The sequence below is a fragment of the Nostoc sp. UIC 10890 genome (genome assembly GCF_054786515.1).
The window spans coordinates 6,983,651-6,998,092 of sequence record NZ_JBSGKF010000001.1; the positions used below are offsets into that span (position 1 = coordinate 6,983,651).

12 protein-coding genes and 1 pseudogene are annotated in these 14,442 nt (G+C 40.5%); 5 read left to right on the forward strand and 8 right to left on the reverse strand.

Translation table 11 applies throughout. The features are described from left to right. Nucleotides 1-20: 20 nt before the first annotated feature. Both ACWATR_RS28940 and bcp read right to left on the reverse strand, forming a co-directional pair. Nucleotides 21-332: pseudogene (locus ACWATR_RS28940) on the reverse strand (restriction endonuclease subunit R); the annotation flags it as partial. Nucleotides 333-381: 49 nt separating this feature from the next. After that, on the reverse strand, nt 382-861 hold the full coding sequence (gene bcp, locus ACWATR_RS28945) for a thioredoxin-dependent thiol peroxidase (RefSeq protein ID WP_460339667.1): 480 nt from the start codon (nt 859-861) through the stop codon (nt 382-384). Between the two features lie 112 nt (nt 862-973). On the opposite strand from bcp, the gene ACWATR_RS28950 reads away from it, so the two are divergent. Beyond that, nucleotides 974-1,828, forward strand: a complete 855-nt coding sequence (locus ACWATR_RS28950) for an FAD-binding domain-containing protein (protein ID WP_460339669.1) — start codon at nt 974-976, stop codon at nt 1,826-1,828. A gap of 3 nt (nt 1,829-1,831) precedes the next feature. Continuing rightward, on the forward strand, nt 1,832-2,248 hold the full coding sequence (locus tag ACWATR_RS28955) for a hypothetical protein (RefSeq protein WP_460339671.1): 417 nt from the start codon (nt 1,832-1,834) through the stop codon (nt 2,246-2,248). Between the two features lie 260 nt (nt 2,249-2,508). Here ACWATR_RS28955 and ACWATR_RS28960 read toward each other — a convergent pair whose 3' ends face one another. Beyond that, complete coding sequence (locus ACWATR_RS28960) at nt 2,509-3,246, reverse strand: hypothetical protein (RefSeq protein WP_460339674.1); 738 nt, start codon at nt 3,244-3,246, stop codon at nt 2,509-2,511. A 611-nt stretch (nt 3,247-3,857) separates the two neighbouring features. On the opposite strand from ACWATR_RS28960, the gene hemE reads away from it, so the two are divergent. The 3 genes from hemE (at nt 3,858) to ACWATR_RS28975 (ending at nt 7,926) form a co-directional block, all read left to right on the forward strand. Continuing rightward, nucleotides 3,858-4,919, forward strand: a complete 1,062-nt coding sequence (gene hemE, locus ACWATR_RS28965; RefSeq protein WP_460339676.1) for a uroporphyrinogen decarboxylase — start codon at nt 3,858-3,860, stop codon at nt 4,917-4,919. A gap of 206 nt (nt 4,920-5,125) precedes the next feature. Continuing rightward, nucleotides 5,126-6,082, forward strand: coding sequence for an NAD-dependent epimerase/dehydratase family protein (locus tag ACWATR_RS28970; RefSeq protein ID WP_460339678.1), 957 nt, complete (start codon nt 5,126-5,128; stop codon nt 6,080-6,082). Nucleotides 6,083-6,327: 245 nt separating this feature from the next. Then, the gene (locus ACWATR_RS28975) at nt 6,328-7,926 is read left to right on the forward strand and encodes a B12-binding domain-containing radical SAM protein (protein WP_460339680.1); all 1,599 of its coding nucleotides are present in this window, start codon (nt 6,328-6,330) and stop codon (nt 7,924-7,926) included. 129 nt (nt 7,927-8,055) lie between these two features. Here the strand turns inward: ACWATR_RS28975 and ACWATR_RS28980 are convergent, their stop codons facing one another. The 5 genes from ACWATR_RS28980 to ACWATR_RS29000 form a co-directional block, all read right to left on the reverse strand. Beyond that, nucleotides 8,056-9,951 carry a CheR family methyltransferase gene (locus ACWATR_RS28980; protein ID WP_460339682.1) on the reverse strand — a complete coding sequence of 632 codons (1,896 nt, stop codon included), beginning with the start codon at nt 9,949-9,951 and terminating at the stop codon, nt 8,056-8,058. Nucleotides 9,952-10,327: 376 nt separating this feature from the next. Then, nucleotides 10,328-10,948, reverse strand: a complete 621-nt coding sequence (locus ACWATR_RS28985; RefSeq protein WP_460339684.1) for a chemotaxis protein CheB — start codon at nt 10,946-10,948, stop codon at nt 10,328-10,330. Nucleotides 10,949-11,061: 113 nt separating this feature from the next. Continuing rightward, nucleotides 11,062-11,973, reverse strand: coding sequence for a polyphosphate kinase 2 family protein (locus ACWATR_RS28990; RefSeq protein ID WP_460339686.1), 912 nt, complete (start codon nt 11,971-11,973; stop codon nt 11,062-11,064). A gap of 489 nt (nt 11,974-12,462) precedes the next feature. Next, nucleotides 12,463-12,939: a hypothetical protein gene (locus tag ACWATR_RS28995; RefSeq protein WP_181930602.1), complete on the reverse strand. Its 477-nt coding sequence runs from the start codon at nt 12,937-12,939 to the stop codon at nt 12,463-12,465. Between the two features lie 165 nt (nt 12,940-13,104). After that, complete coding sequence (locus ACWATR_RS29000) at nt 13,105-14,388, reverse strand: proton extrusion protein PcxA (protein ID WP_460339689.1); 1,284 nt, start codon at nt 14,386-14,388, stop codon at nt 13,105-13,107. Nucleotides 14,389-14,442 lie beyond the last annotated feature (54 nt).

Consider the following 14,442-nt stretch of genomic DNA (forward strand, 5'->3'; position numbering starts at 1 on the left):
ATTCTACCTCTAATGATTTATCCTTCATCTTCCGCAGAAATTTCTATTGATTCCTCGCCTCTCATATAAAAAGGCTCATCATAAAATCCAGCTAAATTGAGTAAAGGAGATAAAACTACTAATTTAACCGTTTCTTCTGACAAAGGAGGACGCTTGACTAAACGGATAAAATGAAGTTTTATTCTGTCTAAATCTTGCTTTTCTAAATCTGTAATTTCCGGTAAATTTTCAAGCCATTCTGTGAATAATGCCTCATTTTAGGCTAGCTGTAGGCTAAATCTTTCTTCCAAATAGGCAAGCCCGACATTTTGTGCTTGGATAAATTGAACCATAATTCATTACTTCAATTATCACGCTAGCAGTTTCTAGCATCCAGCCGCGTTACGTGGCTGCTAATTCCCGTAATTTAGTTAACACTGCTTGAGCGTGACCTTTGGTTTTTACGTTAGGCCAAGTATAGACAATAATTTTATCAGGTGAAATTAGAAAAGTTGAGCGAACAACACCCATATATTCTTTGCCCATAAATTTTTTTAACCGCCAAGCACCGTAGGCTTCTGTCAAAATATGTTCTGGGTCACTCAAGAGGGTAATTAACAAGTTATGTTTGCTGATAAATTTGCAATGGGACTTAGCCAAATCTGGACTTACGCCTAAGATTTTTGCTCCCAGTGCGCTGAAATCTTGATACAACTCGCTGAAATCTTTCGCTTCGGTGGTACAACCGGGTGTGTCATCTTTAGGGTAGAAGTAGAGGATAACCCACTGACTGCTGAGGTCGTCGAGAGTGACTGCATTGCCATTTTGGTCGGGTGTCAAGAAATCTGGCGCTGGTTGTCCGACTTGGGGAATGTTGCTCATGATGATGTGTGAGAGATTGTGTAGACGTAGCCTGTCGTGGATATCGCTTTAGAATTGTACAGTACATATATTGAGCGATGTCTACGCACGTAACCATTCATATTTGTTGATAATGTCTAAAGATATGCAACGCGAATTTACCAACCGCGATGAGTTGGTAGCCTACCTGCGCGAACAATTCCCAGGTGCAGCACAACGCGATAACCACATCAGCGAAACTCTGGGGGGACGCAAAGCGGCACAAACAGCGCTGCAAAAAATCGACCCAGTTCGCTACGCCCAAACACGTAATTTCTTCACAGGCGCAGTCACGCGTCTTTCAGCTTACATTCGTTATGGCGTTTTGAGTTTGCGAGAAATTCGAGATTATGTCCTTGACCAGGTGCAGCAACAAGATGATGCTACAAAACTAATTAACGAGTTAGGTTGGCGCGACTATTGGCAACGGTTGTATATGAAGTTGGGGGATGAAATCTGGAAAGACCAGGAAGAGTACAAAACTGGTTACACTGTGGACGAATATGCACCCGAATTGCCGCAAGATATTAGAGAAGGAACTACAGGCAGAGTTTGCATTGACAGTTTCAGTCGTGATTTGAGAGAAACTGGCTATTTACATAACCACGCACGAATGTGGCTAGCGGCTTACATTGTTCATTGGCGGCGTATTTGTTGGCAAGCAGGAGCCAAATGGTTTCTCGAACACCTTTTAGATGGTGATCCTGCTAGTAATAATATGTCATGGCAGTGGGTTGCCAGCACCTTTAGTCATAAACCGTATTTTTTCAACCGTGAAAATTTAGAACGCTACACCAAAAGCGTTTATTGCCAGAAATGTCCCCTTTACGGTCATTGCGATTTTGAAGGCAGCTATGAAGAATTAGAACAGCGACTTTTTCCTCAAGGGGAATTTAGTAAACAAGCTAATAGCCAAAGTTGGCAGCGTGGAAAAAAAGGTAAAAAGTGAAAAATGAATAAACCAATTGTTTGGGTACATGGAGATTGCCTCAGTCCATATAACCCTGTGCTGCAAAAATACCCCGATGCCGCAGCTATCTGGGTTTGGGACGAGGCTTTGATAGAGGAATGGCAATTGAGTCTTAAACGTCTGACTTTTATCTACGAATGTTTACTAGAGTTACCTGTTGTTATTCGTCGTGGCGATGTGGCGCTGGAAATTTTGGCTTTTGCTCAAGAACATGATGCTAATTTAGTTGTCACAGCCGATAGTCCCAGTCCCCGGTTTGATGATATCTGCAATCAAATGGAGCGTACTATAGCAGTGGAAGTGCTTGAGGTAGAACCATTTTTTGACTATGACGGCTATATTGACCTGAAACGGTTCTCGCGCTATTGGAAAGTGGCTCAAAATTATGTTTTTGAATAGTTCAAAGCGATCGCAAAAATTACTGGATTATGCGATCACTTCGCTTTGCTCGTAATGACAATTTTATTAGGTCTAGAAAGCTTTAAACTCTTGTAAATAGCTCTTGTGTGTACACTGTAGCTTTATTAAGGGGAGCCAGCGCGGTCTTGGGGTCTCCCCAAGTGGAGCGACTGGCGTGGGCTAGGGGGGATCGAATTCTATGCAGCTTCATAAAAAATTGCTCTGAAAACAGAATTAATTATAAATTACGAATTATTTGTTCATGTAGAAACTTCAGTTTTGCGATGTACATTTCTTTTCAATGTACACAAACCAATTGCTGGTATAGCTCCTAAGATCACTGCTGTAAGTCCTTGTCCACTCCAATATAATAGGGGAGTACGGTAGGTTTCTGGAATCAAATTTTGCATAAGAAAAAGCAACCAAACCAAAATAGTAATTAATAAAAAAGAGATTGATGGTAAAAAATTCCACCACCAAATACTGGCTGTATATCGCCTCAATACCAGCCATTGGCAAATACCTAGCCAAATTCCAGAAATTATATATGCGATCGCAGACAAAAATCCTAAAATCAAAGTATCTTCAGGAGATGATGAGGCAATAGTTGAAATGTAGTTAATCCAGGCTGTAGAAACGCCATTGGCAATCAGCCAACCAACGGTAGTAGCAAATAGCCACTGCAAACCTGGTAAATATCGGTAAAGAACAAGGCTCTGGTCAGCAGCAAAAATCATGGCAAATACAACGTTACTGAGACTTCTGACCACAATGCTCCACGTTTGTGATTGGATAGCAACGCTAGATGAGAGACTTTGAAGAATAATTTTCTCTAAGGCAATACTGGCAACGCCACCCACAACCCATCCAATGAGGGTCATTAAGGTAAACTGAATAAAGAACCTCTGTCGCTGCGATCGCGGAATCAAAAATTTTCCTGGATTAGGCTCATTATTAGCAGATGCAAGATGATCGGGACTGTTAGAGTCAGTTTGCATAGGAAGTTAGGGGAGTGAGGGAATAGGGATATCAGGGAGATAGGGGAGCAGGGGGAGAATAACTAATGCCCTGTTTGGCCAATCCTCAATTAAATATTGATTCTTGTTTTACCCTATTTCTCACTCGCTAGTCCCTATTTTCCACTCACCACTCCCTTTTTTTTTGATTTTTGCCTTGTTGTACTAGTAGTCTGTCAAATAAATTCATTTTGACGGTTAGAGAGACGCGATAAATCGCCGTCTCTACAGGGAATTTATCTGTCAATTATTTCTTGACATAGTGACTAGTTATCTAATGTTTCGCAACAAACAATTTGGTTGAATACATCTTTTTTGCGAACAATTGCGTTAGCGGAGTGGGGCGTTAGCCTATTGCGAATTGCGAATTGGATTTATTAGGTGTCCGCTGAGAACCATGCAATTTGTGACAGGACACTTTGTAAAGAAAGATTGCAAATAATGCTTTATTAATTTACTAACTTACTCAAAATTGATAAAGAGCGAATCAAACCACTGCGCGGAGTCACTCACTTTTTCCTGATAACCTAATGGAAAAACGTAATCCCAGAATGATAAGCTAAACAGTGGCATAAAGTAGGATGAAATAATAAATGGGTGTTTATTCAACGACTCCTCATCTCTTACGGGCTGCTCGTGGTGAAGTAGTAGATCGTCCCCCTGTATGGATGATGCGACAAGCGGGACGATATATGAAAGCATATCGAGACCTAAGAGATAAGTATCCTTCGTTTCGCGATCGCTCGGAAATTCCAGAAGTGGCAATTGAAGTTTCCTTGCAACCGTGGAAAGCCTTCCAACCAGATGGAGTAATTTTATTTTCTGATATTGTCACCCCATTACCTGGTTTGGGTATTGACATGGATATTGCCGAAGGTAAGGGGCCAATCATTCACTCACCTCTCCGCACTCAAGAACAAATTGATCTTCTGCATCCCCTAGAACCAGAAGCAGCTTTACCATTTATCAAGACAATTTTGCAAGCGCTACGTTCTGAAGTAGGCGATAAGTCAACAGTGTTGGGCTTTGTGGGTGCGCCGTGGACGTTAGCAGCTTATGCGGTGGAAGGAAAAGGTTCTAAAACCTATTCCATCATCAAAAACATGGCATTTTCAGATCCGACGATATTGCATCAACTGTTAGCTAAATTAGCAGATGCGATCGCGATCTATGCCCGCTATCAGATTGACTCTGGTGCTCAAGTTATCCAAATGTTCGACTCTTGGGCGGGTCAATTGAGTCCTCAAGATTATGACACCTTTGCTCTCCCCTATCAGCAGAGAGTTTTCCAGCAAGTCAAGCAAACCCACCCCGATACACCTTTGATTTTGCTAGTTAGCGGTAGTGCCGGTGTGTTGGAAAGAATGGCACAATCTGGCGCTGATATTGTCAGTGTAGACTGGGCTGTGGATATGGCAGACGCACGAGCCAGATTGGGTAAACAAGTCAAAGTTCAAGGAAATCTTGACCCAGGCGTGCTATTCGGCTCTAAACAGTTTATCCGCGATCGCATTCTCGATACCGTTCGCAAAGCTGGTAATTGGGGTCATATTCTCAATCTTGGTCACGGTGTATTACCAGAAACTCCCGAAGAAAATGTCGCTTTCTTCTTTGAAACGGCAAAGGAACTTAATCTTGCAGGAGTTAAAAGTTAGAAGTCATGAGTTATGAGTTATGAGTTAGGAGTTATGAGTAGAGACGCGATTAATCGCGTCTGTACAGGAGTTATCAGTTGTGAGATGTAGAGTTATTTTTAACTCATCATTTTTAACTTCTAACTTGATTCATAGCTTCTGATTCGGAACTTTTAACTTAATTCTTAACTCTTAACTCCTAACTCCTAACTTATTAAAATTTTAGTATGAGCCAGAAGCGAATTTTAGTGACTGGTGCAAGTGGTTGTGTAGGTCATTATTTAACAGAAGCCTTAATTAAAGAAACAGATCACGAACTGTATCTACTAGTTAGGAACCCAAGTAAACTGCAAATTGATACCAAGGTACGTTCAGGTATCAACGTTTTACAAGGTGATATGCAAAATATTCACCAGTTTGCCGATTTGCTATCCACAATTGATACGGCGGTACTCACAGCCACAGCTTGGGGTGGTGATAAAACATTTGATATTAATGTCGTCAAGACAATAGAATTGCTCGAACTGCTAGATCCAGAACGTTGCCAGCAGGTGATTTATTTTTCCACAGCTAGCGTTTTGGATCGGTATAATCAACCATTAAAAGAAGCCGGAGAAATTGGGACAGATTACATCCGTTCTAAATATGAGTGCTTAGAGAAAAAAGAAAAATTAGCGATCGCACCCAAAATTACCACAGTATTTCCCACTGTAGTATTGGGCGGTGATGCGAATAAACCCTATTCTGCTGTCACATCTGGTATTCCAGAAGTTACCAAATATATTAATGTGATTCGCTTTTTAGAAGCAGATGGTAGTTTTCACTTTATCCACGCACGAGACATTGCCACTGTCGTGCAATATTTAATCGATCATCCTCCCGAAAACGATCAACCACGTCGGCTTGTTTTAGGTCAAGCAAAGTTAACTGCTAATCAAGCAGTGAAAGAAGTTTGTGCTTATCTGGGCAAAAAGATTTACTTTCGCATTCCCATATCTATAGCATTGGCTAATTTGATTATTGTTCTGTTCCGCATTCGGATGGCCGCTTGGGATCGGTTTTGCATGAACTATCGGCATTTTACTTATGAAAAATCCATCAATCCCGATAGTTTTGGCTTGCCAAATTATTGTGCAACCATGAGCGATGTTTTAAAAATTAGTGGTATTGAAAGTGTGAAGTAAGGTATTTGACATTCTTAACGTTAGGGCAAACACATTTTATAAGCCAATCAAGGCTGATAAATCAGCAAAAACTCATGTAAGCACACTCTACTCAGTAGATAAAATGAGTCAATATTGAGGTTAGTATGTATAAATTTTATCATTCTCAACCGAAATGATAAAGTAGAACAACTTTAATAAAAAGTCAATAACTCTTTATTTTCGTTAGAGTGGGATAACAATCAAAGTGTGAGGATTGATACTACATGCGAATCTTATTAATGTATCCAATATTTCCCAAAACCTTTTGGTCTTATGAAAAAATCTTGGAGTTAGTCGATCGCAAGGTTTTATTACCACCTTTAGGTTTAGTAACAGTGGCGGCGATTCTGCCCCAAGAATGGGAATTCAAGCTGGTCGATCGCAACATCCGCCCAGCAACAGAAGCAGAGTGGGCATGGGCAGATGTAGTAATTCTCTCCGCGATGATTGTCCAGAAACAAGATTTACTTGACCAAATTCAGGAAGCAAAAAAACGTGGCAAGCTAGTCGCAGTGGGTGGCCCATACCCTACCTCTGTACCTCATGAAGTTGAAAATGTTGGCGCAGATTTTCTGATTCTGGATGAAGGGGAAATCACGCTACCCATGTTTATTGAGGCAATCAAAAGGGGAGACACATCTGGGACTTTCCGCGCCACAGAAAAACCTGATGTCACAAGCACACCAATACCCCGTTTTGATTTATTAGAATTGGATGCTTATGACATGATGTCGGTGCAGTTTTCGCGTGGGTGTCCCTTCCAGTGCGAATTTTGCGACATTATTGTTCTCTACGGGCGCAAACCACGCACCAAAACCCCGGCACAACTTTTAGCAGAGTTAGATTACCTCTACGAATTGGGTTGGCGGCGGGGTGTGTTCATGGTGGATGACAACTTCATTGGCAACAAGCGGAATGTGAAATTGTTGCTGAAAGAGTTAAAAGTCTGGATGGCAGAACACAAGTATCCCTTCCGATTTGACACTGAAGCTTCAATTGACTTGGCACAAGACTCAGAAATGTTGGAGTTGATGGTTGAGTGTGGTTTCGCGGCGGTGTTTTTGGGAATCGAAACGCCGGATGAAGATAGTTTGCAAATGACCAAAAAGTTTCAAAATACTCGCAGTTCTCTAACTGAGTCAGTGCAAACCATCATCAAAGCGGGATTGCGCCCAATGGCTGGGTTTATTATCGGCTTTGATGGCGAAAAAGCAGGTGCAGGCGATCGCATTGTCCGCTTTGCAGAGCAAGCAGCAATTCCTTCAACAACTTTTGCCATGTTACAAGCGTTACCTAACACTGCGCTTTGGCATCGCCTGAAAAAGGAAGGACGATTACGGGAAAATCAAGATGGTAACATCAACCAAACAACATTGATGAACTTCCTGCCCACCCGTCCTCTGGAAGAACTTGCACGAGAATATATTGAGGCATTTTGTACTTTATACGACCCAGTACAATACTTGGATCGCACCTATCGCTGTTTCTTGATGATGGGTTTGCCAAGTTGGAAAGCGCCAGCGAAAATGCCAGAGTGGATAGTTGTGAAAGCGTTGCTAATTGTGATTTGGCGACAAGGAATCAAACGGGAAACCCGCTGGAAATTCTGGCATCATTTGTTTAGCATTCTCAAGCGGAATCCTGGAGTTTTTGAGCATTACCTCGCTGCTTGTGCCCACAACGAGCATTTTCTAGAGTATCGCCAAATTGTCCGCGATCAAATTGAAAGTCAGCTAGCTGAGTATTTAGCACAAGGTGTAGAAAAGCCTTATGTGCTAGTGAATGAGAAAGCTGAGGAAAAAGCTGAAGCAGTAGTAAGTTAAGGTAATGGATAATGGTTTTGGGGAAAAGGGTAAGGGGTAAGGGGAAAGAAAAAACCTTTAACCTTTTCCCAAAACCCAATTCCGAGTTCAAAATGCTTTACCCAAGCAGTATTGAGTCCTATATAAGAATTAATCCCGCTGTCGCCGTTCCTCCATTTCTTGAATAGAAATCATACTGCTGACCCTTTCTACATCTGCCATCATCAAAACTGCTCCTTGCATTTCCATACCAAGTAGCGGAGTGATTGCCAGATAACATTTGATTTGTCTACCCCGGCGATTGGTAGCATCGAGGATCATTTCTTGAAACTGCTTTTTCCCGGATAAGGAATCGCGGATGGGCGATCGCAACTGCTCAACAGGTAGCCCAATATCCAAGCTGAAGATAGACTTTCCGATAACTTCATCAGTTCGTAAGCCCCATAAATCTTCTACCATGTAGTTCCAAATCGAGATGTTAAAGCTGTTGTCAATTACGACTATTCCCGTTTGGAGACTTCTGAGAATAGAGATGAGGAAAATGTTTGTGCGATTGAGTTCTGTGGTGCGTTCGCTCAGTTCATTATTAATTGTCTGTAATTCTTCATTGGTAGATTGGAGTTCTTCATTCATTGTCTCCAATTCTTCATTAGTAGATTGCAGTTCTTCGTTGGTAGTTTCTAATTCTTCATTGGTGGATTGGAGTTCTTCGTTGGTAGTTTCTAATTCTTCATTGGTGGATTGGAGTTCCTCGTTGGTAGTTTCTAATTCCTGTTGCGAACGTTGTAAGGCATCTTGGAGTTGAACGTAACGCGTGACATCATGAAAGGAAATGCTGACTCCTAAAAAACTGGTGTCTGTTTCTTGCAAAGGCGTAATTCGTACATCCAGATATTGGGTTTCTGTGTTAGACAAATAGCGCTCTACATTTGTCAGGCTGACAGGGCGGCGTTCATTATAAGCCCGTTCAATTAGCGATCGCAATTCAACTGGCCGATAGGAAAGTTCTAGATCCTGGAAGGGACGAGCTAAATCTTTGGGGGAAAGGGCGAACAAAGCCCGCGCCTGCTCGTTCACCATTACTAGAGCGCCATTGATATCAATGATTACTTGGGCGATCGGTGCTGTGTCAAAACCAATCTCTCGCAGCCGGAGGTTTCGAGACAAACGGCTGCTAGATTCTTCATCTACTGAATTTGCCATGACTAGGAGGCGATCGCGTAGATTCACCGTTGATACCTTAGTAAATATCCGGTTTTTCAAGTCTAGTGGGGTAAATAGAGCAGAATGCATCAGCAGCATCTCTGCTTTACCCAAAAACAGATAGCCATTATCATTAAGTGCAAAATGAAACCGGGCTAAAATTCGCCCTTGAGTCTCAGAATTAAAATACATTAATGTATTACGGCTAACCAGTAAATCTAAGCGGGAAATAGGCGCATCCTGAAGCAGATCATGGCGACCAAAAATCACTGAGCGGCGCAAGTCTTGGCGGAAGACATAGCGGTTCCCGGCAATCTCAAAGTATTTTTGCCGCAGTTTATCTGGTATTGTTTGGACATCTTTTGCTGAATACACAGCTTGCCTAGCCTGGTTGAGAGCATCTTCATCTACATCTGTGGCGTAGATTTTCACTCGTTGGCGAAATTCTTCTGCTCCCAATATTTCACCCATCAACATTGCCAAGGTATAAGCTTCTTCACCAGAAGCACAACCAGCGCTCCAGATGCGGATTTGGTCAGAAGTTTTTTTATTTTTAATCAGTCTAGGCAGTATTTGCTCTGCTATGTATTCCCAAGCTGATGAATCTCGAAAAAAAGCAGTGACGTTTATTAGAATAGTGTTGAAAAGATAATTGAATTCATCTGGATAAACTTCTAGATAGTCTTGATATTCTTCAAAGTTTTCTACGGTTAATGACTGCATTCGCTTGCATACCCGACGCATCAAAGTTGAGCGCTTATAACCTGTAAAATCAAATCCCCGACTTTGTCTGAGATAAATCAGGAGATTTTCAAATTTAGGATCTTTTTCTGCGGAAGTCATAGGGGCAGGGAGAAAGGGGCAGGGGGGGCAGGGGAAGAAATAAGTGTATAAGCTAATAGGTTCAGTACAAAATCGTGGGTTTTTAAGACGCGATAAATCGCCGTCTCTACAAGTGTTTTGGTCTTATCTGAACTGTATTGGTGTATAAGCAATCCGTTTCGGATAGTAAAAAGTATTAAAAATGTTTCTTTACTCTCCCTGCCCCCTTCCTTTCAAGGGTAGGTATTTTGCATTTGGTCATTTTTTGACTATTTCAGCCGACGCTTAAATCCTGAAACGACCAAACCACGTTAAAAAATTGAGAATTTTCTCAACTATTTTTGAGATTCTGAAAAACCTACCCTTGAAAGCTGCCCCCTTCCCCCTGCGCCTTTGCCTAATTACATTCTCCCATGACCAAAGTCATCAGGGTGCTGGAGATTTCATCAAGGGGGAGAATAAAATCTACGTTGCCAGTTTGAATTGCGGCGGAGGGCATCCCGGAAAATTCGGCGGTTTTTGCGTCTTGGACAATAATAGTGCCACCCATTTTTTTTATCGCTTCTACTCCCATTGCGCCATCGTTACCCGTTCCAGTTAGCACAATGGCGATCGCTCTATCTTTGTAAGTGGCTGCAACTGATTCAAATAATAGGTCAGCCGAAGGACGTAAAAAATGTACTAATTCCGACTGTGATAAGGAAAGGGTACCATCACCGTTAACCAACAGATGACGATTAGGTGGAGCAACATAAGCCGTTCCTGGAGTAAGACAATCTCCCTCTTCTGCCTGTTTGACGGTAAGAGCCGTGCGCCGATTCAGAATTTCTGCCATGAACGAGCGATGTTGGGGGTCAAGGTGTTGCACAATGGCGATCGCGGCTGGAAATTTTGCGGGTAGAGTCGATAACACTTTAACTAGAGCAGTCAGACCACCTGCGGAAGCTGCGATCGCTACAATATCAAAGGCAGCATGATTAAAGTGAGGTAGATGATTTTTTTTGGCATTTTCTGCCATTTGAATCACGATTTTATGGCTATGACTATCTGCTAAACTCTTTTAGTTACAAATAGAATTAATTTAGTTACAATTTTTATCCTTGTTCAAATAAATTGTACAGTATATCTGAACTACTTTAAGATATTTTTGCCTTTACCTATCAAGTTTATTGGCTCATCTTCCTGCTCTAGAATCTGTTTAGCCTGTAAAAGTTGCTGCTTATGTTCCTCACTAACTGCCGGATATTGCAGATTTAGTTCTTCTAATTTTGTACAGATAATATTGGCAACGCTCAGGCGGGTAAACCATTTGCGATCGGCAGGAATAATATACCAAGGGGCCCATTTAGTACTAGTGTAGTTAAAAACCTCTTCATAAGCATTCATATAATCATCCCAAAAAGCTCGTTCTCGGACATCGTTATCTGAAAACTTCCAATGTTTTTCAGGAGATTCAATCCGTTCTAAAAAGCGTTTTTTTTGCTCTGCTTTCGATACATTCAGAAAAAACTTCAGGATGATTACACCATTGTTTACCAAATATTTTTCAAAATTATTGATTTCTTCAAAACGCTGCTTCCATATTTTATTTCCCTCAGAGAAGTGGGGAAGTTGTTGTTTTTTAAGCATTTCTGGATGGACACGAACCACTAGCACTTCTTCATAGTATGAACGGTTGAATATCCCAATTCGACCTCGTTCTGGCAAAGCTTTCATCGATCGCCACAGATAGTCATGATCTAATTCTTCTGAACTCGGCCCCTTAAAACTAAACACCTGAAATCCTTGCGGGTTCACACCAGAGGTCACATGTTTAATAGTGCTATCTTTGCCAGCAGCATCCATTGCTTGAAAAATAATCAACAAAGCATAGGTGTTTTGAGCATAGAGAATATTTTGGTAATTTGCTAGTCGTTCAATATCTGCCTGTAATTTAATTGCAGCATCAGTTTTTTCATGAAAATCAGTCTTGTAAGCTGGGTCATAGTTTTTTCTCAGAGAAATCTTTGAACCTGGCGGAACAATGAAAGCATCATGATTCATGTATAAAATCTCCTAACGGCTACTTAATACACAATCACATTTTAAAGTATTAATTACTGAAAGTTATAATTTATTAATTAAATAATAATTTTGATTCAAAATTCATCACTTTTAACCAATTCTGTGGGTTTAACGAACTTTGGGGGTTTAAGTCCTAGCCTTTGAAGGGCAGCGCGAATTGAAGCCTAAGAGGATGTTTGAAAAGTATTTTTGGTAACATCTAAGTCTCGGAAACCTAACCCCCCTAGCCCCCCTTCCCTACAAGGGAATGGGGGTTTAAAAGCCTCTCGACCTTTCGGGGAGAGGAATGGAAGTGGGGTTTATAGTATACTTTGCGACTTGGTTTAGACGGAGAGTAGTGTGACTAAACTACTTGAAAAGTGCTGTAATTACTAGTACAACACGGCGTAAATAAACCACCCATTCCCAATCAACAAAACCCTTACGCTGTCTTCATTTTTAATTTTTAATTCCGCCTTGCGGTACTAGTTACTTGCGTCGCTTTGGCATAGGACGCATCGCTTCACGGCCCAAGAGAAACATCCCCGTAACACCCAAACTGACAAACCAAACATATTGATACCAATATTGCCGAATCTGTTCAACTGTATTGAGTTGTGGATGCAACGTGTTTAAATACAGCAGCAGCACCAATATCATCAGCGCCCCAAAACCAACAAAACTCAAGCCGATAAGAATTCGTGCAGGACGCAGTTCAAAATCACTAATAGTGTCTAGGTCAATTTCTGCCAGTTCCTTAAAAGAGTCATCTGCCCAAGATGAGGTTGCTTGGAATCTATTGCTAAGTTTTGGTGGCAAAATTGGCGACAGTGTTGCTACAGTTGGGCGACGTAGCAAAGCCTCTGTATCTCGCAGCAATTCTAGTGGTTTACGGGTAGTAGTTGGTTGAGCAAACTCTATATTGTCTTTAGGAGTTGGAGCATTAGCTTTGCTTTCAAAATCCATAGCAGGCTTTGGAATAACCAGGATATATATACATAGCGTAGCGAATCAGAATGCAAATGAGTCGAAATAATTCGTAATTCGTAATTCGTAATTCGTAATTAATTTATGGTAAAAAACCTATTCTTTGCTCAAAGTAAGCGAATTTATGACTGGGATAATTACAAATTACTCGTCCATCTCTTTTAACGTAGCTAATGCCGACGGAGATAAACGACTCAAATAGCGGAATATCCAGTATTTAAAGATAGTGTTTAAAATCACGGGAAATGTAGCAATAAAGAAAAATATTACATTTCTACTGGTTGGTAGACCTAAATGTTCTGAGAATCCTGCAAGCAAGACCTCCCACCCCTCTGGTGAGTGAAATCCTACAAATATATCTGTAACTAGAATAATCAAAAAAGCCTTAGCGCTATCGCTAAGACCATAGACAATACTATCCAGAAAAGATTTGAACATCACAATTTCTCTTTTGCTCAGAGCGACAACTATACCAAAAGAAAATAATGATATTAAATCAGCAAAAATATTACTAATACTACTATTAGTTTTTGTGCGGAATTCCTCAGAAATTCCAACTGCTTTATTTTTAATTTTTTCTTGTATTATCTCTGAAGAAAGTGGTGGAGCTTGATTCAGCAAATATTCAAATCTAAGTTCTTCTTGAAAATTATGTAATTCATGGAGAGCTTTTTTTTCCATATCAGAATTGATGAAAATTTGAGTTGTATTATCTCCTCTAATTTTTTCTAATATTGGAGTTACTAAAAATTGCTTAGATAAATACTGAGTTAAAAGTGGTACAACGATAAGAGTTATCAAAAATCTCAAGGCAATTATTGTTCTGTTTCTAGAAACTCTATGATTCCTGATAACTCCTTCTTCTGACCGCGGTGCAAAATCTGACTTAACTTTATTAACTGCTTTGCTTATAGACCTCTGAAACCCTTTAGTATTTTCAGATTGAGGCGTTGCTTTAACATCACTTGTATTAGATGAGTCTGGCTGTTTGTTAATTTCGAGATGGTTAAGTTGTGGGGGTTGAGAAGTTGGTGCTAATTCGCTGTTACTAATTATTTTATCTTTGATTGCGTACTTCTCGACAACTTCATCAATATCCTTTAGTGTTTCTAATAAAACAGAGTTGGAAATATTGATAATGCCCCGACTCATCTGGAATTCTGCAAGCCTGAACTTGATAATAGTTAAATTTTTATCAAGGTATACTTGCCAATATGACATGACATTTTCAGTATACTTTACTGACTCTGAAGATATTTTTTTGTTACCAAAATGTTCGACTTCGATGTTTTTAATTCTCTGAGCTGCCTGTTGAGCTTCTAATAGTGCCCTTTCTGGTGTATCTAAAAACCAATGTTTAAGCGATCGCAAGTATCTTTTGAGTCTTCGGCGGAATAATGCTGGTGTTTTTGCGAATGAATTTTTCATTATATATATGACTATTTATATAATGTCTATTATTATATAAGCAGGGAAAATAAT